This is a genomic window from Pseudomonas sp. 382, from assembly GCF_002759075.1.
GTDB classification, from domain to species: domain Bacteria; phylum Pseudomonadota; class Gammaproteobacteria; order Pseudomonadales; family Pseudomonadaceae; genus Aquipseudomonas; species Aquipseudomonas vlassakiae.
Window position 1 is genome coordinate 129,180 of sequence record NZ_PEMX01000006.1, and the last position, 21,923, is coordinate 151,102.

At 63.7% G+C, this 21,923-nt stretch carries 22 protein-coding genes; 10 read left to right on the forward strand and 12 right to left on the reverse strand.

Features of this window, described 5'->3' with window-relative positions; translation table 11 throughout:
- The first annotated feature begins 1 nt into the window (after position 1).
- The 4 genes from livM (at position 2) to CQW31_RS09715 (ending at position 4,251) form a co-directional block, all read left to right on the forward strand.
- Positions 2–1,303 carry a high-affinity branched-chain amino acid ABC transporter permease LivM gene (livM, locus tag CQW31_RS09700; RefSeq protein ID WP_054887844.1) on the forward strand — a complete coding sequence of 434 codons (1,302 nt, stop codon included), beginning with the start codon at positions 2–4 and terminating at the stop codon, positions 1,301–1,303.
- The gene (locus CQW31_RS09705; RefSeq protein ID WP_054887843.1) at positions 1,300–2,175 is read left to right on the forward strand and encodes an ABC transporter ATP-binding protein; all 876 of its coding nucleotides are present in this window, start codon (positions 1,300–1,302) and stop codon (positions 2,173–2,175) included. The genes livM and CQW31_RS09705 overlap by 4 nt, the downstream gene beginning before the upstream one ends.
- The gene (locus CQW31_RS09710; protein WP_099814361.1) at positions 2,172–2,888 is read left to right on the forward strand and encodes an ABC transporter ATP-binding protein; all 717 of its coding nucleotides are present in this window, start codon (positions 2,172–2,174) and stop codon (positions 2,886–2,888) included. The genes CQW31_RS09705 and CQW31_RS09710 overlap by 4 nt, the downstream gene beginning before the upstream one ends.
- A gap of 595 nt (positions 2,889–3,483) precedes the next feature.
- Positions 3,484–4,251 carry an SDR family oxidoreductase gene (locus CQW31_RS09715; protein WP_054887841.1) on the forward strand — a complete coding sequence of 256 codons (768 nt, stop codon included), beginning with the start codon at positions 3,484–3,486 and terminating at the stop codon, positions 4,249–4,251.
- A gap of 27 nt (positions 4,252–4,278) precedes the next feature.
- Here CQW31_RS09715 and CQW31_RS09720 read toward each other — a convergent pair whose 3' ends face one another.
- The 3 genes from CQW31_RS09720 to CQW31_RS09730 form a co-directional block, all read right to left on the reverse strand.
- Positions 4,279–5,376, reverse strand: a complete 1,098-nt coding sequence (locus tag CQW31_RS09720; RefSeq protein ID WP_099814362.1) for an AGE family epimerase/isomerase — start codon at positions 5,374–5,376, stop codon at positions 4,279–4,281.
- 114 nt (positions 5,377–5,490) lie between these two features.
- A complete protein-coding gene (locus CQW31_RS09725; RefSeq protein ID WP_099814363.1) occupies positions 5,491–6,123 on the reverse strand; it encodes a TetR family transcriptional regulator in 633 nt (210 codons plus the stop codon).
- A 122-nt stretch (positions 6,124–6,245) separates the two neighbouring features.
- On the reverse strand, positions 6,246–6,653 hold the full coding sequence (locus tag CQW31_RS09730; RefSeq protein WP_054887838.1) for a hypothetical protein: 408 nt from the start codon (positions 6,651–6,653) through the stop codon (positions 6,246–6,248).
- Between the two features lie 340 nt (positions 6,654–6,993).
- Between CQW31_RS09730 and CQW31_RS09735 the strand changes: the two genes are divergently transcribed.
- The gene (locus tag CQW31_RS09735; protein ID WP_099814364.1) at positions 6,994–9,060 is read left to right on the forward strand and encodes an AsmA family protein; all 2,067 of its coding nucleotides are present in this window, start codon (positions 6,994–6,996) and stop codon (positions 9,058–9,060) included.
- A gap of 114 nt (positions 9,061–9,174) precedes the next feature.
- On the opposite strand, the gene CQW31_RS09740 is transcribed toward CQW31_RS09735, so the two are convergent.
- Positions 9,175–9,705 (reverse strand): bacterioferritin, encoded by a 531-nt coding sequence (locus tag CQW31_RS09740; RefSeq protein WP_054887836.1) that lies wholly within the window; start codon positions 9,703–9,705, stop codon positions 9,175–9,177.
- A 48-nt stretch (positions 9,706–9,753) separates the two neighbouring features.
- Positions 9,754–10,095 (reverse strand): osmotically-inducible lipoprotein OsmE, encoded by a 342-nt coding sequence (gene osmE / locus CQW31_RS09745; RefSeq protein WP_099814365.1) that lies wholly within the window; start codon positions 10,093–10,095, stop codon positions 9,754–9,756.
- A 123-nt stretch (positions 10,096–10,218) separates the two neighbouring features.
- On the opposite strand from osmE, the gene CQW31_RS09750 reads away from it, so the two are divergent.
- The 3 genes from CQW31_RS09750 to CQW31_RS09760 all read left to right on the forward strand — a co-directional run bounded on the left by CQW31_RS09750 (position 10,219) and on the right by CQW31_RS09760 (position 12,614).
- Entirely contained in the window at positions 10,219–11,109 is an 891-nt protein-coding gene (locus tag CQW31_RS09750) for a triacylglycerol lipase (protein ID WP_099814366.1), read from the forward strand.
- 139 nt (positions 11,110–11,248) lie between these two features.
- Complete coding sequence (locus CQW31_RS09755; RefSeq protein ID WP_054887834.1) at positions 11,249–11,536, forward strand: PsiF family protein; 288 nt, start codon at positions 11,249–11,251, stop codon at positions 11,534–11,536.
- Between the two features lie 70 nt (positions 11,537–11,606).
- Positions 11,607–12,614, forward strand: coding sequence for an AI-2E family transporter (locus CQW31_RS09760; protein WP_054887833.1), 1,008 nt, complete (start codon positions 11,607–11,609; stop codon positions 12,612–12,614).
- Between the two features lie 121 nt (positions 12,615–12,735).
- On the opposite strand, the gene CQW31_RS09765 is transcribed toward CQW31_RS09760, so the two are convergent.
- A complete protein-coding gene (locus CQW31_RS09765) occupies positions 12,736–14,007 on the reverse strand; it encodes an Hsp70 family protein (protein WP_099814367.1) in 1,272 nt (423 codons plus the stop codon).
- A gap of 162 nt (positions 14,008–14,169) precedes the next feature.
- Between CQW31_RS09765 and cbpA the strand changes: the two genes are divergently transcribed.
- Together cbpA and CQW31_RS09775 are read left to right on the forward strand one after the other, a co-directional pair.
- Complete coding sequence (gene cbpA / locus CQW31_RS09770; RefSeq protein ID WP_099814368.1) at positions 14,170–15,138, forward strand: curved DNA-binding protein; 969 nt, start codon at positions 14,170–14,172, stop codon at positions 15,136–15,138.
- Positions 15,139–15,140: 2 nt separating this feature from the next.
- Positions 15,141–15,446 (forward strand): chaperone modulator CbpM, encoded by a 306-nt coding sequence (locus CQW31_RS09775; RefSeq protein ID WP_054887830.1) that lies wholly within the window; start codon positions 15,141–15,143, stop codon positions 15,444–15,446.
- 126 nt (positions 15,447–15,572) lie between these two features.
- Here the strand turns inward: CQW31_RS09775 and CQW31_RS09785 are convergent, their stop codons facing one another.
- The 6 genes from CQW31_RS09785 to urtA form a co-directional block, all read right to left on the reverse strand.
- Positions 15,573–16,088 (reverse strand): GNAT family N-acetyltransferase, encoded by a 516-nt coding sequence (locus CQW31_RS09785; protein WP_099814369.1) that lies wholly within the window; start codon positions 16,086–16,088, stop codon positions 15,573–15,575.
- A gap of 31 nt (positions 16,089–16,119) precedes the next feature.
- The gene (gene urtE, locus CQW31_RS09790; RefSeq protein ID WP_054887828.1) at positions 16,120–16,818 is read right to left on the reverse strand and encodes an urea ABC transporter ATP-binding subunit UrtE; all 699 of its coding nucleotides are present in this window, start codon (positions 16,816–16,818) and stop codon (positions 16,120–16,122) included.
- Positions 16,819–16,944: 126 nt separating this feature from the next.
- The gene (gene urtD, locus CQW31_RS09795; protein WP_178075560.1) at positions 16,945–17,802 is read right to left on the reverse strand and encodes an urea ABC transporter ATP-binding protein UrtD; all 858 of its coding nucleotides are present in this window, start codon (positions 17,800–17,802) and stop codon (positions 16,945–16,947) included.
- The gene (gene urtC, locus CQW31_RS09800; protein WP_054887827.1) at positions 17,799–18,878 is read right to left on the reverse strand and encodes an urea ABC transporter permease subunit UrtC; all 1,080 of its coding nucleotides are present in this window, start codon (positions 18,876–18,878) and stop codon (positions 17,799–17,801) included. The genes urtD and urtC overlap by 4 nt, the downstream gene beginning before the upstream one ends.
- On the reverse strand, positions 18,878–20,407 hold the full coding sequence (gene urtB / locus CQW31_RS09805) for an urea ABC transporter permease subunit UrtB (RefSeq protein WP_371858372.1): 1,530 nt from the start codon (positions 20,405–20,407) through the stop codon (positions 18,878–18,880). The genes urtC and urtB overlap by 1 nt, the downstream gene beginning before the upstream one ends.
- Positions 20,408–20,503: 96 nt before the next feature.
- Positions 20,504–21,769 carry an urea ABC transporter substrate-binding protein gene (gene urtA, locus CQW31_RS09810; RefSeq protein WP_099814371.1) on the reverse strand — a complete coding sequence of 422 codons (1,266 nt, stop codon included), beginning with the start codon at positions 21,767–21,769 and terminating at the stop codon, positions 20,504–20,506.
- Between the last annotated feature and the right edge of the window lie 154 nt (positions 21,770–21,923).

Genomic DNA, 21,923 nt, shown 5'->3' on the forward strand with positions numbered 1-21,923 from the left:
CATGTCGATTGCCAAGATTGCTTCTGCCTCGGAAACCAACGGTTTCGATATCAAACGCAGCTTGCTGGAGACCATCGTCGCTGGCCTGCTGGCGCTCATCGTCTTCGGTCCGATCGTCGGCGTGGTGCTCGACGGTTACACCTTCAACGCCGAACCACGCCGGGTGGCGTGGCTGGTCGGCGGGGTGATGCTCGGGCGCTTCCTGCTCAGCCTCTTCGTGCAGACCGCCGCCGGCCGGCGCATGCTCGAAGGCTTCGACAGCGGCGGCTCGGGCGTGCACGTCAACGCCCCGGACTACAAGTCCCGGTTGCGCTACATCATCCCGGCGCTGGTGGTGATCGCCATCATCTTCCCGGTATTCGCCAACAAGTACCTGCTGACCGTGGTCATCCTCGGCCTGATCTACGTGCTGCTGGGCCTGGGCCTGAACATCGTGGTCGGCCTCGCCGGCTTGCTCGACCTGGGCTATGTGGCGTTCTATGCCATCGGTGCCTACGGCCTGGCGCTGGGTTACCAGTACCTCGGCCTGGGCTTCTGGAGCGTGCTGCCGCTGGCGGCCATCGCCGCAGCGCTGGCTGGGTGCATCCTCGGCTTCCCGGTGTTGCGAATGCACGGTGACTACCTGGCGATCGTGACCCTTGGCTTTGGCGAGATCATCCGCCTGGTGCTGAACAACTGGTTGTCGTTCACCGGCGGCCCGAACGGCATGCCGGCGCCGTCGCCGACCTTCTTCGGCCTGGAGTTCGGCCGCAGGGCCAAGGACGGCGGGGTGCCGATCCACGAGTTCCTCGGCATCGACTACAACGCCAACCTCAAGTTCGTGTTCATCTACGCCGTGCTGTTCCTGGTCGTGCTGGCGGTGCTGTACATCAAGCACCGGCTGACCCGCATGCCGGTCGGGCGCGCCTGGGAAGCGCTGCGCGAAGACGAGATCGCCTGCCGCTCGATGGGCCTGAACCACGTACTGGTCAAGCTCTCGGCCTTCACCCTCGGTGCTTCCACCGCAGGCTTGGCCGGGGTGTTCTTTGCCACCTACCAGGGCTTCGTCAACCCGTCGTCGTTCACCTTCTTCGAGTCCGCACTGATCCTCGCCATCGTCGTGCTTGGCGGCATGGGCTCGACCGTCGGCGTGGTGATCGCAGCGTTCGTGCTGACCGTGGCGCCGGAGTTGCTGCGCAGCTTCTCCGAATACCGGGTACTGCTGTTCGGTGTGTTGATGGTGCTGATGATGATCTGGCGACCGCGTGGGCTGATCCGCATCAGCCGTACCGGTGTGACCCCGCGTAAAGGAGTGGCGCCATGAGCGACGAAATCATTCTCTCGGTCGACAACCTGATGATGCAGTTCGGCGGCATCAAGGCGCTCAGCGACGTCAGCCTGAAGGTCAAGCGCAACCAGATCTTCGCCCTGATCGGCCCCAACGGCGCCGGCAAGACCACCGTGTTCAACTGCCTGACCGGTTTCTACAAGGCCAGCGGCGGGCGTATCGAGCTGAACGTGCGCGGCAGCCGTACCAACGTCATCCAGCTGCTTGGCGAGCGCTTCCAGGCGGCCGACTTCGTGTCGCCGGCGCGCTTTGCCAACCGCCTGTACTACAAGATGTTCGGCGGTACTCACCTGGTCAACCGCGCAGGCCTGGCGCGCACCTTCCAGAACATCCGCCTGTTCAAGGAAATGTCGGTGGTGGAGAACCTGCTGGTAGCCCAGCACATGTGGGTCAACCGCAACCTGGTGGCCGGGGTGCTCAACACCAAGGCCTATCGCAAGGCCGAAAGCGACGCCCTCGACCACGCATTCTACTGGCTGGAAGTGGTCGACCTGGTCGACTGCGCCAACCGTCTGGCTGGCGAGTTGTCGTACGGCCAGCAGCGTCGCCTGGAAATTGCCCGGGCCATGTGCACGCGGCCGAAGATCATCTGCCTGGACGAACCGGCAGCAGGCCTGAACCCGCAGGAAACCGAAGCCCTCAGCCGCATGATCCGTGTGCTGCGGGACGAGCATGACATCACTGTGGTGTTGATCGAGCACGACATGGGCATGGTCATGAGCATTTCCGACCATATCGTCGTGCTGGACCACGGCAACGTGATTGCCGAAGGCGCGCCGCAGGATATCCGCCACAACCCGACGGTGATCGCCGCCTACCTGGGTGCAGACGAAGAGGAACTGGTATGAGTTCACCCATTCTCGAGCTGAAGGACCTGGACGTGTTCTACGGGCCGATCCAGGCGCTGAAAAAGGTCTCGATGCACATCAACGAAGGCGAGACGGTCAGCCTGATCGGTGCCAACGGCGCCGGCAAGTCGACCCTGCTGATGTCGATCTTCGGCCAGCCGCGGGCGGCGGCGGGGCATATCGTCTACCGCGGCACCGACATCACCCGCAAGTCGTCGCACTACATCGCCTCCAACGGCATTGCCCAGTCACCGGAGGGGCGCCGGGTGTTTCCCGACATGACCGTCGAGGAGAACCTGATGATGGGCACCATCCCCATCGGCGACAAACATGCCGACGAAGACATGCAGCGCATGTACGACTTGTTCCCGCGGCTGAAGGAGCGGCGTAACCAGCGGGCCATGACCATGTCCGGTGGCGAACAGCAGATGCTGGCCATTGCCCGGGCGCTGATGAGCCGGCCGAAGCTGCTGTTGCTGGACGAACCATCGCTGGGGCTGGCGCCGATCGTGGTCAAGCAGATCTTCGCGACCCTGCGCGAACTGGCCAAGAGCGGGATGACGATCTTCCTTGTGGAACAGAACGCCAACCATGCACTGAAGCTGTCGGACCGGGCTTACGTGATGGTCAACGGGCAGATCCGCATGAGCGGGACGGGGCAGGAGCTGCTGGTCAACGAGGAGGTCCGCAACGCGTATCTTGGCGGGCATTGAGTGATGGCCGGGGCTGCACTGCAGCCCCTTTGTTCAATGTGGACAACTTGTCGCATATCTTTCTCGAGCCACGCTACGATCCCCGCGCAAGCCTTTGTTTCCACAGGGCAGATGTTGTCCACGATTCATGTGGAGCCGCCTGTGGAAAACATGGTGGCATCTCGCGCTATCCCTTTATTCACAAGGCCTGCAAGGATCTGGTCATAATTTGATCAGTTACCCTCGGTGCCTGTTCCCAGCGGCATTTTCCACACCGACGCACTCCTGTAGATTGTGCTTGATTTCCTGTGGATAACTCTGTGAAGAAGCATTGGACAGACCGCTGTAGGCGGCATGCTTGAAAGCGTTGCGCCATCACCGAAAGATATCCACCGACCCCGTCAAGCTGAAAGGGTTCCGCGCAGGCGACAAGTTGCCCCCAATCCATGGGGAAAGCCTTGTGGATAACGTGCGTATAGCTGGCGTCGAGCCCTCTGCCACAAGGGTTTGCCACATATGAACAAAAAATGAACAGCGGCCTGAACGGCTTGCTGCCAGCGTCTGGCGCGGGCATGCTGCAAAGCTGCCGATGACAACCTACCGTGAGGAACAGAGCATGACGTCCACCGTATTCATCACTGGCGCCACTTCCGGCTTTGGCGAGGCCACCGCCCGCCGTTTCGCCGAGGCCGGCTGGAAGCTGGTGCTCACCGGTCGTCGCAAGGAACGCCTGGATGCCCTGTGCGCCGAGCTGTCGGCCAAGACCGAAGTGCACGGCCTGGCCGTCGATGTGCGTGATCGCAAGGCCATGGAGCAGGCCATCGCCAGCCTGCCGGCCGGTTTCGACAAGCTGCGCGGCCTGGTCAACAACGCCGGCCTGGCGCTGGGTGTGGACGCTGCGCAGAACTGCAGCCTGGACGACTGGGAAACCATGGTCGACACCAACATCAAGGGCCTGATGTACACCACCCATATGCTGCTGCCACGCCTGATCGCCCATGGTCGCGGCGCGTCGATCCTCAACGTCGGTTCCGTGGCGGGCAACTACCCCTACCCGGGCAGTAACGTGTATGGCGGCACCAAGGCCTTCGTCGGCCAGTTCTCGCTGAGCCTGCGCTGCGACCTGCGCGGCACGGGTGTGAGGGTGAGCAACATCGAGCCGGGCCTGTGCGAGAGCGAGTTCTCGCTGGTGCGCAACAATGGTGACCAGGCCAAGTACGACGCCACCTACGCGGGCGCCGAGCCAATCCAGCCGCAGGACATCGCCGAGACCATCTTCTGGATCCTCAATCAGCCGGCGCACATCAACATCAACAGCCTCGAACTGATGCCGGTGCGCCAGGACTTCGCCGGGCTGTCGATCGACCGCTCCACCAGGGACTGATCCGAGGACCCTGCCACAGGAGAGGTGTCAGGCCAGGCGCTGCAAGCCTTCCAGGCAGGTAGCAAGGTGATAAGGCGTAGTCGAAGGCATGTCATGCCGGCTCACCGCCCCTTCACCATCCCGGCACTCATACCAGCCACCGGCATGCAGAAACTGCTGTTCCATCGCCTTCAACTGGACCAGCAGTTTCGCCTCATTGCCCGCGCGCAACACCAGCGCCCGCAGGTATTCCGCCTGTGCCCAGACCCGCTGGGTCGCATCGAGCACGTTGCCTTCCACGTCGAGCATGGCCAGCACGGCCGCATTGTTGACCCCGCACCGCTCGGCATAGCCGAAGGCCCGCTCGATGGAGGCATGCAGCGCAGTCCCGCGCAGCAGCGGCGAGGTTTCCAGCAGGTAGAACCATTCGAACTGATGCCCCGGCTCGAACCAGTTATCCACAGCGCCTCGCGGCTTTTCCAGCATCAGCCCGTGTTGCGGCTCGATGAAGTGTTCCTGCAGGGCTGTGCACAGTTGCAGCAGCGACTGCTGCACGTGCTCGTCCTCGCGTACCGCCAGCACTTGCAGGAAGGCCTCGGCCAGGTGCATCTGCGGGTTCTGCAGCGGGCCGCTGCCGAGGTCGGCCCAGTCTTCGCCAAGGCTGGCTTCGTACAGGCCATCATCGCGGGCGAATTGCTCGTCGACCACTTCCAGGGCGGCATTGAGGGTGGCTTCCACCAGCCCTTCGCCGACCTTGCCCCAGTAGTGCGCGCAGGCGAACACGATAAAGGCGTGGGTGTACAGGTCCTTGCGCCGGTCCAGCGGCTTGCCCTCGGCGTCGATGCTGTAGAACCAGCCGCCATGCTCGGCATCGTGGAAGTGCTTCTGCAACGAACGGAACAGCGCCGCCGCCCGCTCGGCCGCCCCCGGTTGCTCGATACGGCTGCTGAACAGGTACAGCTGACGGGCACAGGCCATGGCCCGGTAGCGCTGCACCAGCAACGGACGGTGCTGGGCGTCGAGGGCCTCGTAGGGCAGGGCCATGTCGGCGTTCCAGCCCGGGCCTTGCCACAGCGGCACGATGCGTTCGGCGAAGTGCTGGTTGAAGCGGGCCAGTTCGGGCAGGGTGGGGCGGGGGTTGGGCATGTTGGCGCTCGTCGCTTTCGGGCAGGGCGCCATGGTAGCAGAACTGGGGTTGTGGGTTGGCTGTGCCGGCCTCTTCGCGGGCTTGCCCGCGAAAGGGCCAGACCAGGAGAGCGATCAGCTCGGGTTGCCCAGGCCTTGCCAGTGGCGCGCGCCGACGAAGATGAAGCGCAGTTGCTGGGTGATTTTTTCCTGGGCGCTCAGCGCCTGTGGATAACCCGGCTCCGGGCTGTCGATCAGCTCCGGCAGGGTGGCGAACACAGTCTTCACCACTAGGTCGGCCATCACCGCCAGCGCGGCGGTATCCAGATGTTGCCAGCGCTTCATCCGCGCAAGGTCCGTGGCCAGGTCGTCGCTGATGTCCTGGCGCAGGCGGGCGATGGCCTGGCGCACGGCTTGCGATCCGCCGTATTGCTCGCGGGCGAGGAACAGGAACTGGGCGCGGTGGGCGGCGACCACATCGAGGAAGATGCGCACGGAAGCATCGGTGATGCCGCCGAGCTCGAATTCGTTTTGCCGCACCAGGCGGATGGTCTGGCGGAATGTGGCGTCGACTTCGGCGACCAGCGCCAGGCCCAGGGCGTCCATGTCGGAAAAGTGCCGATAGAAACCGGTAGGCACGATGCCTGCCGCCTTGGCCACTTCGCGCAGGCTCACGCTGCCAAAGCCACGGCCGCTCTCCATGAGCTGGCAGGCGGCGTCCAGCAGGGCCTGGCGGGTCTGTAGCTTCTGTTCGGCGCGCGGCAGCATGGGGCGGGCTTCTGTGACGGTGAGGCTGGGCACTCTAGATAAAAAAACGAAGCCCGGTCAATGGACCGGGCTGGGAGGGGAGCAAGCGGTGTGACAGAGATTGTTGTTTTCGGCCATGGCGATCAGCTCACATGGCTGAGTTCAACCAGACGGTCCGAGCCACCTTCGGCTACACGACCAGAGCGTTCGATCAGGCGATCAGAGCCACCTTCGGCTACACGACCAGAGCGTTCGATCAGGCGGTCAGAGCCACCTTCGGCTACACGACCAGAGCGTTCGATCAAGCGGTCGGAGCCACCTTCGGCTACACGACCAGAGCGTTCGATCAGACGGTCCGAGCCACCTTCGGCTACACGACCGGAGCGTTCGATCAGGCGATCAGAGCCACCTTCGGCGACGCTTTTAAGCGGTTGGGCGATTTCAGCAGCGCTGGAACGCGATTCGGCGGTCAGGTGCTGGTCGGCAGCTGGCAGAGCGAAGGCGTTGGCCGCAAGGATCGACAGGGTCAGGGTCAGCAGGGTGCGTTTCATGATTCGGTGCTCCTCTCGGGGGCTGGAAAGTGGGTACGAAGCCAATGCTACGCCCGGTGACGCCAGAGAGAAGTTCATACGGGTAATGGTAACAATCGACGCTATTGATAGCTTAGGCGCAAGGCTCTATCTCAGGTGTTTGAAGATGTGTTGCGGCTATTTGCCGCTAATGTGTCAAGGCGCCTGAATGCCTCGGATGAGCGCAACAGCCGAGCAAGAAACCCGACAAAACTCGCTATGATGGCCGTCTGCGATAAAACCCAGCGGGTTTTCATCAGTCCCAGATACTGAGTGCCACCGTTACGCCTGCTTTGTGCCATGCCGTCAGGAGAATCACGCAATGACGCGTCCCGCCAGAATTTTCGTCTGGACCATAGCCACCTTGTTCACCCTGCTGGCGATCCTGGTGGTGATCATCGCCACCTTCGACTGGAATCGCGTCAAGCCGCTACTCAACGAGAAGGTATCCGAGGCCTTGCACCGGCCGTTCGCGATCAATGGCAACCTCGCCGTGCACTGGCGCACCGAGCCGGAAGAAGGCGGCTGGCGCGCCTGGGTGCCGTGGCCGCATTTCATTGCCGAAGACCTGACCCTGGGCAACCCTGACTGGCTCAAACAGCCGCAGATGGTCGGCCTGGAGCGCGTGGAGTTCCGCCTGGCGCCGTTGCCACTGGTATTCCAGCGCATCAGCATCCCGCGCATCGACCTGACCAAACCCACCGCCAGCCTTACGCGACTGGCGGATGGTCGCGCCAACTGGACGTTCGACTTCGGGCCCAAGGCCGAAAACGAGGAACCGTCCAGCTGGCAGCTGGACATCGGTGCCATCGGCTTTGACCAAGGCAATGTCAGCTTCGATGACCAGACGTTGAAAACCAGCATGAAGGTGCAGATCGACCCGCTGGGCAAACCGATCCCGTTCAGTGAAATCGTCGGCAAGGCCAGCGCCGAAAAGGCCGGCGGTGCGCAGGATTATGCTTTCGGGCTCAAGGCTCAAGGCCGCTACAAGGGCCAGCCGGTGTCCGGTACCGGCAAGATCGGCGGCCTGCTGGCGCTGCAAGACGCCAGCCAGCCATTCCCGCTGCAGGCCGATGTACACATTGCCGATACCCATGTCGTGCTGGCCGGTACCCTGACCGACCCGCGCAACCTCGGCGCGCTGGACCTGCGCCTGCGCCTGTCCGGTGCCAGCCTGGGCAACCTCTACCCGTTGACCGGCGTGACGCTGCCCGACACCCCGGCCTATTCAACCGACGGCCGGCTCGGCGCCAACCTGCATGCCGCCGAAGGCGCGACCTTCAATTACCAGGGTTTCAACGGCAAGATCGGCGACAGCGACATCCATGGCGACCTGGCGTTCGTCGCCAGCCAGCCACGTCCCAAGCTCTCCGGCAACCTGGTGTCCAACCAGTTGCTGTTCAAGGACCTGGCGCCGCTGATCGGTGCCGACTCCAACACCGAGCAGAAGGCCCGCGGCGGTGCCAGCAAACAGCCGGCCGACAAGGTGCTGCCGGTTGAAGAGTTTCGCACCGAGCGCTGGCGAGCCATGGACGCCGACGTCACCTTTGCCGGCAAGCGCATCGTGCACAGCGAAAAGCTGCCATTCAACGACCTGTCCGCCCACGTGATACTCGACGATGGCCTGCTGCGCCTGGAGCCGCTGCGCTTTGGCGTAGCCGGTGGCAGCCTGGCTTCGAACATTCGCCTGGACGGCCGCAACGTGCCGCTGCAGGGGCGTGCCCAGCTGACAGCCCGTGGCTTCAAGCTCAAAGAGCTGTTCCCCACCTTTGCGCCGATGCAGACCAGCTTCGGCGAGTTGAACGGCGATGCCGACATCAGCGGGCGTGGCAACTCGGTGGCGGCATTGTTGGGCACGGCCAATGGCAACCTGCGCATGTTGATCAACGATGGTGCCATCAGCCGCAGCCTGATGGAGATCGCCGGGCTGAATGTCGGCAATTACGTGGTAGGCAAACTGTTTGGTGACGAGGACGTGAAGATCAACTGCGCGGCGGCCGATGTCGGGATCAAGGACGGGCTGGCGAGCACGCGGTTGTTCATCTTCGACACCGAGAACGCGATCATCTACATCAACGGCACGGCCAACTTTGCCAGTGAGCAGCTCGACTTGAAGGTCACCCCGGAGTCCAAGGGGCTGCGGCTGTTCTCGTTGCGTTCGCCGCTGTATGTGCGCGGGCCGTTTGCCAAACCGAGTGCCGGGGTGCAGGCAGTGCCGCTGGCGCTGCGTGGGGCGGGGATGGTGGCGTTGGGCGTGGTTGCCGGGCCGGCGGCCGGGTTGCTGGCGCTGGTGGCGCCCAGCAGCGGTGATGCGCCCAACCAGTGCACGCCGTTGCTGCAGCAGATGAAAGCCGGCAAGGCGCCGGCTGCGGTGAAAAAGCAGAAATAGCAGGGGGCTGCTTTGCAGCCCTTTCGCGATACAAGGCCGCTCCTACACAGGATTACGCGATTCCCTGTAGGAGCGGCCTTGTGTCGCGAAAGGGGCGCAAAGCGCCCCCAGCAATTACAGCCCCTGAAGCAGATCGGACATGTCGTCCGCGTGCTCTTCTTCCTGGGCCAGGATGTCCTCGAAGATCCGCCGTGTAGTCGGGTCTTTATCGCCAATGTACTGAATGATCTCGCGATAACTGTCGATCGCAATCCGCTCCGCCACCAGGTCTTCCAGCACCATCTCCTTCAGCGAACTACCTGCCACATACTGGGCGTGGGAGTTCTTGCTGAGGTTGTCCGGGTTGAAGTCCGGCTCGCCGCCCAGCTGCACGATGCGTTCGGCCAGTTTGTCGGCATGTTCGGCTTCCTGGTTCGCATGCTCCAGGAACTCGCTGGCCGCCACGCTGGCCTTGATCCCGCTGGCCATGAAGTAATGGCGCTTGTAGCGCAGCACGCAGACCAGCTCGGTGGCCAGCGACTCGTTGAGCAGGCGCAGGATTTCCTGGCGGTCGGCATGGTAGCCCTCGGTCACCGCCCCTTGCTCGACATGCTGACGGGCACGTTCGCGCAGGGTTTGCACATCGGTCAGTTCAACGTTGCTCATGGTTGTCTCCAAACATATCAGGTCGGGTGGTCACGGTTGGCGGGACGCTCAAGCGCCATGGGCGGCTTTGCTGTCCTCTTCTCGTTGCTTGCAAGTCTTGAAGCCCTTGGCATCGACATGGCCGGTGGCGTCGAAGCGCACGTAGTACGGCTGCTGGTGGCCGTCGCGGTTGAGGATGTAGTCGTTGCAGGTCCCGCCGTGCGGCAGGTCGATCACGTTCGACGGGCTGCCGCCAATGGCGATGACCTTCTGCATGGTCGTGCCGTTTTCCACCTGCTTGACCAGCGGTTCGTCGCGGAAGGTGACGTAGTCCACCGGGTTTTCCGGGCGGTTGCTGCAGCCGGCCAGCGCCGCGCTTGCCAGAAGGATTGCCAGGGTCTGCTTGTACATGGTCCCGCTCCTTGCAAAGGGTCTGTTTGGCTTGGAACCCTGCGAAGCGCCAGGAGTTCGATTGCGGTGGTCATCGAAGCGGCGCTAGTGTTGGCTGGTCGTCCACGCAAAGGAGTTCAAGCCATGCAGCAGGCGTTGGCCACGCGATACCCGTTGGTGCTGGTGCCGGGCATGCTCGGATTTGTCCGGGTGCTGCTCTATCCGTACTGGTTCGGCATCGTGCCGGCATTGCGCAAGGGCGGCGCCCAGGTGTTTCCGGTGCAAGTCTCGCCGGTGCATTCCAATGAAGTGCGCGGCGAGCAGTTACTGGCGATCATCGAAGACATCTGCCAGCGCACCGGCGCTGCCAAGGTCAACCTCATCGGCCACAGCCAGGGGGCGCTCAACGCACGCTATGCGGCGGCCAAACGGCCGGGTCGGGTCGCTTCGGTCACTTCGGTGGCGGGGCCCAACCATGGCTCGGAACTGGCCGATCACCTTGAGCGCTCGGCGCCTGGGGATTCACCCCAAGGGCGCATGCTCAAGGCCGTCCTGCATGGCCTGGCGGTGTTGCTGGTATGGCTGGAAACCGGCTGGCGGCGCGACCCGCTGCCGGTCGACGTGCATGCTTCGCATCAGGCCCTGACCAGTGCCGGCGTGGCGCTGTTCAACCAGGCTTATCCACAGGGGCTGCCGGAAACCTGGGGTGGGGAAGGCGCGTATGAAGTGAATGGCGTGCGCTACTACTCCTGGTCTGGCACCTTGCAACCGGGGCTGACCGACCAGGGGCGCAACCGCTTCGACGGCAGCAGCTATTTCTGCCGGCTGTTTGCGCGCAGTTTCGTCAGGGAAAAGGGCCATTGCGACGGCATGATCGGACGCTTCAGCTCGCACCTGGGGCAGGTGATCGGCGATGACTTTCCGCTCGATCACCTGGACATCGTCAACCAGTCGCTAGGCGCGGTGGGCAAGGGGGTCGAGCCGCTGCGGCTGTTCACCGAACATGCGGCGCGGCTCAAGGCAGCCGGGCTTTAGCCGCGTACTGGCGCGGCCCGGATGGCCCCCGGCCAAGGTCATCATGAAGGCCCATCCATGCCCAGGCAAAATGTCAGAAACCTTGTCTACACTCAGGCACATGTCCGTGCATCGGGCGCGGAGACAAGGAGACCACTCCATGAAGATGCTGCACGTGCCACTGCTGGCGCTGGCTGTGCTGTTCAGTGCGCAAGGATTTGCCGCCAACACGGCGCAACAGGAAAAGATGAAAACCTGCAACGCCGACGCCACGGCCAAGGCACTCAAGGGCGATGAGCGCAAAGCGTTCATGAGCACCTGCCTGAAGAAGGACGTGCCGCAGTCGCAGCAGGAAAAGATGAAAACCTGCAACGCCGACGCCAGCACCAAGGCGCTCAAGGGTGACGAACGCAAGGCGTTCATGAGCGACTGCCTGAAGAAGAAGTGACCTGCGCCTATGCCTGTGTGCTGAAGGCTGGCAGACTGCGGGCATTCCCGCCGTCTGCCGTCGAGGCTGTATGACTTTCACCCCCCGCCAGATCACCTTGGCCAGCCTGATCATCGTCATGGCCGGCCTGTTGCTAGCTCTGCCCCTGAAGTTGCTGCCAAGCCTGCTGGCCGGCCTGTTGGTGTTCGAGCTGGTGAACATGCTCACCCCGCGCCTGCAACCGCTGATCGCCGGGCAGCGTGCGCGCTGGCTGGCGGTGGCGCTGCTGGGGGTGCTGGTGGTCAGCGTCCTGACCCTGCTGATTGCCGGTGCCTTCAGCTTCCTGCTGCACGAGGCTGAGAACCCCGGGGCCTCGCTGGACAAGTTCATGACTTTGGTCGAGCGCGCCCGCAGCCAGCTGCCACCGTTCATCGAAGCCTACCTGCCGGCCAGTGCGGCGGAGTTCAAGGTGGCCATCGGTGACTGGATCAAGAGCCACCTGAGCGACCTGCAGCTGGTGGGCAAGGGCATGGCGCACATGTTCGTGACGCTGCTGATCGGCATGATCCTCGGCGCCATCATCGCCCTGCAGCGCATCCCCGACATTTCCCGGCGCAAGCCATTGGCTGCGGCCCTGTTCGAGCGGCTGAACCTGCTGGTGCAGGCATTTCGCAACATCGTCTTCGCGCAGATCAAGATCTCGATGCTCAACACTGCGTTCACCGGGATCTTCCTCGCCGTGGTGATGCCATTGTTCGGGGTGCACCTGCCGCTGACCAAGACACTGATCGTACTGACTTTCCTGCTCGGGCTACTGCCAGTCATTGGCAACCTGATGTCCAACACCCTGATCACCATTGTCGGCATGTCGTTGTCGATCTGGGTGGCGGCGGCGGCGCTGGGCTATCTGATCGTGATCCACAAGGTCGAGTATTTCCTCAACGCCAAGATCGTCGGTGGGCAGATCAGCGCCAAGGCCTGGGAGCTGTTACTGGCGATGCTGGTGTTCGAGGCGGCGTTCGGCTTGCCGGGGGTGGTGGCGGGGCCAGTCTATTACGCCTACCTGAAGAGTGAGCTGAAGCGGGCCGAGCTGGTCTGACAGATCGCTGGGGCCGCTTTGCGGCCCTTTCGCGACACAAGGCCGCTCCTACAAGGGAACGCGGTCATCTGTAGGAGCGGCCTTGTGTCGCGAAAGGGCTGCAAAGCCGCCCCAAAATTGCTCAGGCAGCGCCGTAGCGCTTGCGGGCTTCGATCGCCAGACCGCTACCGATGCTGCCAAAGATGTTGCCTTCCACGTGCCGCGCATTGGGCAGCATCGCCGACACGCTGTTGCGCAGGGCCGGAATCCCGCTCGAACCACCAGTGAAGAACACCGTATCGACCTGGCCCGCACTCACGCCAGCCTTGACCAGCAACTCGGTCACACTGCCGCGCACCCGCTCCAGTAGCCCTTCGATGGCTTCCTCGAACAGCACGCGGGTCAGGTCCATACCGAGCTCGCGCTCGATACGGCTGAGGTCGATGCGGCGGCTGTCCTGCTCGGTCAGCTCGATCTTGCTGGCTTCCACTTCCATCGCCAGCCAGTGCCCGGCGCGCTCCTCGATCAGCTTGAACAGGCGATCGATGCCCAGGGTGTCCTCGATGTCGTAGCGCATGCTGCCCAGTGCCAGCTGCGACTTCTGTGAATACAGGGCGTTGATGGTGTGCCAGGTCGCCAGGTTCAGGTGGTAGCTGGTCGGCATCAGCGCGCCGCTCTTCATCCGGCTGCCGTAGCCGAACAGCGGCATCACGCCCTGCAGGCTCAGCTGCTTGTCGAAGTCGGTACCGCCAATGTGCACACCGCCAGTGGCGAGGATGTCGCTCTGGCGCTCGGCCACCCGATGGCGCTCGGGTGACAGGCGGATCAGGGTAAAGTCCGAAGTACCACCGCCGATATCAACGATGAGCACCAGTTCTTCAGCGCTGATGCCTGACTCGTAGTCGAACGCTGCGGCAATCGGCTCATACTGGAACGACACGTCCTTGAAGCCGATCTTGCGCGCCACCTCGGCAAGGGTGTCCTCGGCCTCCTGGTCGGCGGCCGGGTCTTCATCGACGAAGAACACCGGGCGACCCAGCACCACCTGCTCGAATTCGCGACCGGCGGCAGCCTCGGCACGCTTTTTCAGCTCGCCGATGAACATGCCGAGCAGGTCCTTGAACGGCAGGGCGCTGCCCAGCACGCTGGTGTCGTGCTTGATCAGCTTGGAGCCCAGCAAGCTCTTGAGCGAGCGCATGAGGCGGCCTTCGTAGCCTTCCAGGTACTCCTGCAGCGCCAGGCGACCGTACACCGGGCGACGCTCCTCGATGTTGAAGAACACCACAGAGGGCAGGGTGATCTTGCCGTCTTCCAGGGCGATCAGCGACGAAGCGCCCTCGCGGTGCCAGCCGACCGTGGAGTTGGAGGTGCCGAAGTCGATGCCCAGGGCGCGGGCCGGCGATACGTCAGACATGGGAAAAGGCTTCCGGAGGCAAAACGGCCGCGCAGTGTATGCGAGTTGGCTACAGAATCAAGACCGATCGTCTGCCTTGAGGCAACTCCAAGCGCACTTGAAAGGCTATGCTTGAGCCCTATCTTCAGATGCAATACGAAAATTCACATTGGTGATCCATAGATGGACTTCAAAGACTATTACAAGATACTCGGCGTAGAGCCCACGGCGGACGAGAAGGCGATCAAGGCCGCTTACCGCAAGCTGGCGCGCAAGTATCACCCTGACGTCAGCAAGGAACGCGACGCCGAGGACAAGTTCAAGGAGGCCAACGAGGCCTACGAGGTGCTGGGTGACGCGCAGAAGCGCGCCGAGTTCGACGAAATCCGCAAGTACGGCGGCCAGCATGGCCGGCCGTTCCAGGCGCCGCCAGGCTGGCAGAGCCGTGGTGGCGCAGGTGGCGCTGGCGGTGGCTTCGAAGGCGGTGACTTCTCCGACTTCTTCAGCTCGATCTTCGGTGCTCGCGGCGGTAACCCGTTCGGTGGCGGCGGCCGGCAACAACAACGCAGTGCCGGCAGGCGGGGGCAGGACGTGGAACTTGAACTGGCGATCTTCCTGGAAGAAACCCTCAGCAAGGAATCCAAGCAGATCAGTTTCCAGGTGCCGCAGACCAATGCGGCCGGCCAGCGCACCGGGTTCACCACCAAGACCCTGAACGTGAAGATCCCTGCCGGGGTCACCGACGGCGAGCGCATCCGCCTCAAGGGCCAGGGCGCCCCGGGCGTTGGCGGTGGTGCCAACGGCGACCTGTTCCTGACCGTGCGCATGGCGCCGCATCCGCTGTTCGATGTCGAAGGCCATGACTTGATCATCACCGTGCCACTGGCGCCGTGGGAGGCTGCCCTGGGCACCAAAGTGGCGGTGCCGACCCTGACCGGCAAGATCAACCTGACCATCCGCCCCGACAGCCAGAGCGGCCAGCGCCTGCGCGTGCCGGGCATGGGCCTGGCGAACAAGCACGGCGAGCGCGGCAACCTTTACGCGCAGCTGAAAGTGGTGATGCCGCCGGCATCCGACGCTGCCACCCGTGAACTGTGGACCCAGCTTTCCGAGAAAGCGGCGTTCGACCCGAGGACACAATGGAGTAAGTGATCATGAGCAGCACCCTGATCGTTCAACTGGACATGCGTACCCTGTGTCAGGAAGCCGATATCACGGCTGACTGCGTGATCGAGATCGTCGAGCACGGCATTGTCGAACCTTCCGGGCGAACGCCGGAGGACTGGTTGTTCGACGATCAGGCGCCGCTATTGGCCAAGCGCGCGGCGAAGCTGCATCAGGAGCTGGAACTGGAGTGGGAAGGGGTGGCGCTGGCGCTGGAGCTGCTGCAAGAGGTGCAGCAGCTGCGCAGTGAGAACAGCATGCTGAGGCAGCGGCTGGGCAGGTTCACCCAGATGTGAGGTTGCCTGTGCCGGCCTCTTCGCGGGTAAACCCGCTCCCACAGGTACTGCGCAGATCTCAAATCTTGTGCGATCCCTGTGGGAGCGGGCGAGCCCGCGAAGAGGCCAGCACAGCCAACATCAATCTCAGGTGGGTTCTGCCCCCGGGTTCAGCACCAGCTGCATGAAGGTCAAATCCAGCCAGCGGCCAAATTTCACCCCCACCTGCGGCATCTGCCCGGTCACCACGAAGCCCAGCCGCTCATGCAGCCGTACCGAGGCGGCATTGCCACTTTCGATGGCCGCGACCATCACATGCTTGCCACACCCACGCGCGCGCTCGATCAGCGCCGCCATCAGCACCGGGCCCAGCCCCTTGCCGCGCTGGTCACCGCGAACATACACCGAGTGTTCCACGGTCAGGCGAAAACCTTCGAACGGCCGCCAGTCGCCAAAGGACGTATAACCCAGCACACCGGTGTCATCCACCGCCACCAGGATCGGATAGCCCTGCTGCGCCCGTGCTTCGAACCAGGCCTGACGGTTGCCCAGGTCCACCGGGTTCTCGTTCCAGATCGCCGTGGTGTTACGCACGGCGTCGTTGTAGATGTCGAGGATGCCCGGCACGTCGGTGGCCAGGGCATCGCGGATTTCGTAACTCATGACAGCGTCTCGCAGGGTCGTTGGATGCAGATTAAATGGTTACCAGCCCCCGCACACCTTCGGCTTGCATGTTTTCACCGCGGCCACGCTGGATGATCTCGCCCCGGGCCATGACCAGATACTGGTCGGCCAGTTCTTCGGCGAAGTCGTAGAACTGCTCGACCAGCAGGATCGCCATGTCGCCGCGCTCGGCCAGACGGCGGATCACCGCGCCGATTTCCTTGATCACCGAGGGCTGAATGCCTTCGGTCGGTTCGTCGAGAATGAGCAACCGCGGGCGGCTGGCCAGGGCCCGGCCAATGGCCAGTTGTTGCTGCTGGCCACCGGACAGGTCGCCGCCGCGGCGTTGCTTCATCTGCTCCAGCACCGGGAACAGTTCATAGATGAACGCGGGGACTTCGCGTGCCTCGCGGGCCGGGAAGCGCGACAGGCCCATCAGCAGGTTTTCTTCGACAGTCAGGCGCGGGAAGATCTCACGGCCCTGAGGCACGTAGGCGATTCCGGCGTGCACCCGCTGCTGGGGCTTGAGCGTGGTGATCGGCTTGCCTTCCCATTCGACGCTGCCTTCACGGGCCGGTACCAGCCCCATCAGGCAGCGCAGCAGGGTGGTCTTGCCCACGCCATTACGGCCCAACAGGCAGGTGACTTCGCCGACCTTGGCTTCGAAGGACAGGCCGCGCAGGATGTGGCTGCCGCCGTAGTACTGGTGCAGGGTGTCGATTTTCAGCATATGTAGTTCCTGACATATCTGCTTTGCCTGTGCGGGCCTCTTCGCGGGCAAGCCCGCTCCCACAGGTACTGCGCAATCCCCTGTGGGAGGGTTTACCCGCGAAGAGGCCGGTACAGGTTTCCTTGTCTAGCGGCCCAGATACACCTCGACCACCCGCTCATCCGCTTGCACCTGTTCCAGCGACCCTTCCGCCAGCACGCTGCCCTGGTGCAGCACGGTGACATGGTCGGCGATGCTGCCGACAAAGCCCATGTCATGCTCCACCACCATCAACGAATGCTTGCCGGCCAGGCCCTTGAACAGTTCGGCGGTGAACTCGGTCTCGGCATCGGTCATGCCCGCCACCGGTTCATCCAGCAGCAGCAGTTGTGGTTCCTGCACCAGCAGCATGCCGATCTCGAGGAACTGCTTCTGCCCGTGCGACAGCAGGCCCGCCTGGCGCTGTGCCAAGGGCAGCAGGCGCAAGGTGGTCAGCACGTCCTCGATGCGCTGGCGCTGATCGCCGCTCAGGCGCGCGGCCAGGCTGGCCCATACGGACTTGTCGGTCTTCAGGGCCAGCTCCAGGTTCTCGAACACAGTCAGTGCTTCGAACACCGTGGGCTTCTGGAACTTGCGACCGATGCCGGCCTGGGCGATCTGGTATTCGCTCATGCGGGTCAGGTCGAGGGTGTCGCCGAAGAAGGCGCTGCCGGTGTCAGGGCGGGTCTTGCCGGTGATCACGTCCATCATCGTGGTCTTGCCGGCGCCGTTGGGGCCGATGATGCAGCGCAGTTCACCGACGCCGATGTACAGGTTAAGTGCGTTGAGGGCCTTGAAGCCGTCGAAGCTGACGCTGATGTCCTCCAGGCTCAGTACCGTGCCGTGGCGAGTGTCGAGGCCGGCCTTGCGGCTCTGGCCCAGGCCGATCGCCTCGCGGCCGCTGCCGAGGGTGTCGAATACGGGTTCGAGCATGAATTCCGGATGCACCGGGGGCACGCCTCTCATGGCTGGCTCCTTTTCTTCAACAGGCCGACCACGCCCTTGGGCAGGTACAGGGTCACGATGATGAACAGCGCGCCGAGGAAGAACAGCCAGAACTCCGGGAAGGCCACGGTGAACCAGCTCTTCATGCCATTGACCAGGCCGGCGCCGAGCAGTGGGCCGATCAGTGTGCCGCGCCCGCCCAAGGCGACCCATACGGCCGCTTCGATGGAGTTGGTCGGCGACATTTCACTGGGGTTGATGATGCCCACCTGCGGCACGTACAGCGCACCGGCCAGGCCGCACAGCACGGCGCTGAGCACCCACACCAGCAGCTTGAAGCCACGCGGGTCGTAGCCGCAGAACATCAGGCGGTTCTCGGCATCGCGCACGGCGGTGAGCAGGCGGCCGAACTTGCTCTGGGTCAGGCGCCAGCACAGGTACAGGCTGGCCAGCAGCAGGCCGACGGTGAGCAGGAACAGCACTGCACGGGTGCCTTGCGCGGCGATGTCGAAGCCGAGGATGGTGCGGAAACTGGTGAAACCATTGTTGCCGCCGAAGCCTGTTTCGTTACGGAAGAACAGCAGCATGCCGGCGAAGGTCAGCGCCTGGGTCATGATCGAGAAGTACACGCCCTTGATCCGCGAGCGGAAGGCAAACCAGCCGAACACCAGTGCCAGCAACCCAGGTGCCAGCACCACCAGGCACAGGGCCCAGGCGAAGTGCTGGGTGCCGGCCCAGTACCACGGCAGTTCGGTCCAGGACAGGAAGGTCATAAACCCCGGCAGGCCGTCGCCGGCCGCCTGGCGCATCAGGTACATGCCCATGGCGTAGCCGCCGAGGGCGAAGAACAGGCCGTGGCCCAGCGACAGCAACCCGGCATAGCCCCAGACCAGGTCCAGGGCCAGGGCGACGATGGCGTAGCAGAGGATCTTGCCGACCAGGGTCAGGGTGTAGGCCGAAACTTGCAGCGAGTGATCAGCCGGCAGCAGCGACAGCAGCGGCAGGGCCACCAGCAGCAGGACGACGACCGCGCCGATGGCCAGCGACAGCCGTGGCCCGGCCTTTTGCGTAGCGGTGACAAGCAGTGGCTGGTTCATCAGTCGATTACCCGTCCCTTGAGGGCGAACAGGCCTTGCGGGCGCTTCTGGATGAACAGAATGATCAACGCAAGGATGAGGATCTTGCCGAGCACCGCACCAATCTGCGGCTCAAGCAGCTTGTTGGCGATGCCGAGGCCGAACGCTGCCCACAGGCTGCCGGCCAGCTGGCCGACGCCGCCGAGCACCACCACCAGGAACGAGTCGATGATGTAGCTCTGGCCCAGGTCCGGGCCGACGTTGCCGACCTGGCTCAAGGCCACGCCACCCAGGCCGGCGATGCCGGAACCAAGGCCGAAGGCGAGCATGTCGACACGCCCGGTGGAGACGCCGCAGCAGGCAGCCATGTTGCGGTTCTGGGTCACGGCGCGCACGTTCAGGCCCAGGCGTGTGCGGTTGAGCAGCAGCCAGGTGAGCAGAACCACGGCGAGAGCGAAGCCGATGATCACCAGGCGGTTGTACGGCAGCACCAGGTTAGGCAGCAGCTGGATGCCGCCGGACAGCCAGACCGGGTTGCTGACTTCGACGTTCTGCGCGCCGAACAGCAGGCGGATGGCCTGGATCAGGATCAGGCTGATGCCCCAGGTGGCCAGCAGGGTTTCCAGCGGGCGGCCGTAGAGGTGGCGGATCACCGTGCGCTCCAGAGCCATGCCGACCCCGGCGCTGACCGCGAAGGCCACCGGCAGGGCGATCAGTGGATAGAACTCGATGGCACCGGGGGCATAACGCTGCAGCAGCACCTGGACCATGTAGGTGCTGTAGGCGCCGAGCATGAGCATCTCGCCGTGGGCCATGTTGATCACCCCGAGCAGGCCGAAGGTGATCGCCAGGCCCAGCGCGGCCAGCAGCAGGATCGAGCCCAGCGACAGGCCGCTGAAGGCCTGGCCAAGCAGTTCGCCGACCAGCAGCTTGCGCTTGACCTGGGCCAGGCTGGTTTCGGCTGCGGTGCGCACGCCCGGGTCGCTTTCTGCGCCGGGTTGCAGCAGGGCTTCGAGGCGGGTGCGGGCCAGCGGGTCACCGGTTTCGCCGAGCAGGCGCACCGCAGCCAGGCGCACGGCCGGCTCGCTGGCGCCCAGTTGCAGGTTGGCCAGGGCCAGGCCGAGGGCGGCGTGCACGGCGGCGTCTGGCTCGCTGGCGAAGCGCCGGTCGAGGAAGGCCATCTGTGCCGGTTGCGCGCTCTTTTGCAATTGTTGCGCGGCGGCCAGGCGGGTGGCGCTGTTGTCGCTGAGCAACTGGTGGCTGGCCAGGGCGTTGTCGATCAGGCCGCGCAGGCGGTTGTTCAGGCGCACCTTGCGCGTGTCATCGGCGGCGATGCGGCCCTGGCGCAGGTTGTCCAGCAGCGGCAGGCGTGCGGCGTCGGGTTGCGCCGCCCAGCTTTCGAGCAGGCGGGCTTGCTCGGCGGGTTTGGCGGTGAGGAAGAATTCGCCCTCGCTGGCCTGGGTTGCCAGAGGGATCAGCAGGAACAGGGTGAGCAGCAGTCTGAGCATGCGGGTAATCCTGAAAAACGGCGGTGGATTCTTCGCGGGCATGCCCGCTCCCACAGGTACTGTGCAGGTCTTGAACACTGCATAACCCCTGTGGGAGCGGGCGAGCCCGCGAATGGGCTGCAGAGCAGCCCCATGCACTCAGTTACCTTTCACTGCATAGTCCGGCCGTTTGTCATTGCCCGGAATGAACGGGCTCCAAGGCTGTGCCCGCAGCGGCTGCTCGGTCTCCCAGACCACGCTGAACTGCCCGTCATCCTGGATCTCGCCGATCATCACCGGCTTGTGCAGGTGGTGGTTGGTCTTGTCCATGGTCAGGGTAAAGCCCGACGGCGCCTTGAAGGTCTGCCCCGCCAGTGCCTCGCGCACCTTGTCGACATCGGTAGACTTGGCCTTCTCGGCGGCCTGTGCCCACATATGGATGCCCACGTAGGTGGCTTCCATCGGGTCGTTGGTCACGGCCTTGTCTGCCCCCGGCAGGCCCTTGGCCTTGGCGTAGGCCTTCCAGTCGGCGACGAACTTCTGGTTGACCGGGTTATCCACCGATTCGAAGTAGTTCCACGCCGCCAGGTGGCCTACCAGCGGCTTGGTGTCGATGCCGCGCAGTTCCTCTTCACCCACCGAGAATGCCACCACCGGCACCTCGGTGGCTTTCAGGCCCTGATTGGCCAGTTCCTTGTAGAACGGCACGTTGGAGTCGCCGTTGACGGTAGAGATAACCGCCGTCTTGCCGCCGGCGGAGAACTTCTTGATGTTGGCGACGATGGTCTGGTAATCGGCGTGACCAAATGGGGTGTAGACCTCTTCGATGTCCTTGTCGGCCACACCCTTGCTGTGCAGGTAGGCGCGCAAGATCTTGTTGGTAGTGCGCGGGTAGACATAGTCGGTGCCCAGCAGGAAGAAGCGCTTGGCGCTGCCGCCATCCTCGCTCATCAGGTATTCCACGGCCGGAATGGCCTGCTGGTTGGGCGCGGCGCCGGTGTAGAACACGTTCGGCGACATCTCTTCGCCCTCGTACTGCACCGGGTAGAACAGCAGGCCGTTGAGCTCCTCGAACACCGGCAGCACCGATTTGCGCGACACCGAGGTCCAGCAGCCGAACACCACCGCGACCTTGTCCTGGGTCAGCAGTTGGCGGCTCTTTTCAGCGAACAGCGGCCAATTGGAAGCCGGATCTACCACCACCGGTTCGAGCAGCTTGCCGTTCACACCGCCCTTGGCGTTGATCTCGTCGATGGTCATCAGCGCCATGTCCTTGAGCGAGGTCTCGGAAATCGCCATGGTCCCGGACAGCGAATGCAGGATGCCGACCTTGATGGTTTCGGCGGCCTGGATGCTCCAGCTCAGGCCCATGGCGGCAATGGATGCGCTGAGGGTAAAGGCCTTGATCAGACTGCGACGCTTCATGTGCTCTCTCCGCTGAGTGTTTTTATGGTGTTGGCCAAGCGGGGAGGGGCGTTGCAAGGGGTGTGCCTAGTGGCGAAAGCGGCGGGATAGAGGGGGTGTGCGAGGTGTTGGGGCGTTTGTCCGGGCCAGGTTGGTGCCAGGGGGGTTGCTTTGC

Coding starts and splice junctions, on each gene's coding strand:
- livM (WP_054887844.1), top strand. CDS start 2: ATGTCGATTGCCAAGATTGCTTCTGCCTCGGAAACCAACGGTTTCGAT.
- CQW31_RS09705 (WP_054887843.1), top strand. CDS start 1,300: ATGAGCGACGAAATCATTCTCTCGGTCGACAACCTGATGATGCAGTTC.
- CQW31_RS09710 (WP_099814361.1), top strand. CDS start 2,172: ATGAGTTCACCCATTCTCGAGCTGAAGGACCTGGACGTGTTCTACGGG.
- CQW31_RS09715 (WP_054887841.1), top strand. CDS start 3,484: ATGACGTCCACCGTATTCATCACTGGCGCCACTTCCGGCTTTGGCGAG.
- CQW31_RS09720 (WP_099814362.1), bottom strand. CDS start 5,376: ATGCCCAACCCCCGCCCCACCCTGCCCGAACTGGCCCGCTTCAACCAG.
- CQW31_RS09725 (WP_099814363.1), bottom strand. CDS start 6,123: ATGCTGCCGCGCGCCGAACAGAAGCTACAGACCCGCCAGGCCCTGCTG.
- CQW31_RS09730 (WP_054887838.1), bottom strand. CDS start 6,653: ATGAAACGCACCCTGCTGACCCTGACCCTGTCGATCCTTGCGGCCAAC.
- CQW31_RS09735 (WP_099814364.1), top strand. CDS start 6,994: ATGACGCGTCCCGCCAGAATTTTCGTCTGGACCATAGCCACCTTGTTC.
- CQW31_RS09740 (WP_054887836.1), bottom strand. CDS start 9,705: ATGAGCAACGTTGAACTGACCGATGTGCAAACCCTGCGCGAACGTGCC.
- osmE (WP_099814365.1), bottom strand. CDS start 10,095: ATGTACAAGCAGACCCTGGCAATCCTTCTGGCAAGCGCGGCGCTGGCC.
- CQW31_RS09750 (WP_099814366.1), top strand. CDS start 10,219: ATGCAGCAGGCGTTGGCCACGCGATACCCGTTGGTGCTGGTGCCGGGC.
- CQW31_RS09755 (WP_054887834.1), top strand. CDS start 11,249: ATGAAGATGCTGCACGTGCCACTGCTGGCGCTGGCTGTGCTGTTCAGT.
- CQW31_RS09760 (WP_054887833.1), top strand. CDS start 11,607: ATGACTTTCACCCCCCGCCAGATCACCTTGGCCAGCCTGATCATCGTC.
- CQW31_RS09765 (WP_099814367.1), bottom strand. CDS start 14,007: ATGTCTGACGTATCGCCGGCCCGCGCCCTGGGCATCGACTTCGGCACC.
- cbpA (WP_099814368.1), top strand. CDS start 14,170: ATGGACTTCAAAGACTATTACAAGATACTCGGCGTAGAGCCCACGGCG.
- CQW31_RS09775 (WP_054887830.1), top strand. CDS start 15,141: ATGAGCAGCACCCTGATCGTTCAACTGGACATGCGTACCCTGTGTCAG.
- CQW31_RS09785 (WP_099814369.1), bottom strand. CDS start 16,088: ATGAGTTACGAAATCCGCGATGCCCTGGCCACCGACGTGCCGGGCATC.
- urtE (WP_054887828.1), bottom strand. CDS start 16,818: ATGCTGAAAATCGACACCCTGCACCAGTACTACGGCGGCAGCCACATC.
- urtD (WP_178075560.1), bottom strand. CDS start 17,802: ATGAGAGGCGTGCCCCCGGTGCATCCGGAATTCATGCTCGAACCCGTA.
- urtC (WP_054887827.1), bottom strand. CDS start 18,878: ATGAACCAGCCACTGCTTGTCACCGCTACGCAAAAGGCCGGGCCACGG.
- urtB (WP_371858372.1), bottom strand. CDS start 20,407: ATGCCCGCGAAGAATCCACCGCCGTTTTTCAGGATTACCCGCATGCTC.
- urtA (WP_099814371.1), bottom strand. CDS start 21,769: ATGAAGCGTCGCAGTCTGATCAAGGCCTTTACCCTCAGCGCATCCATT.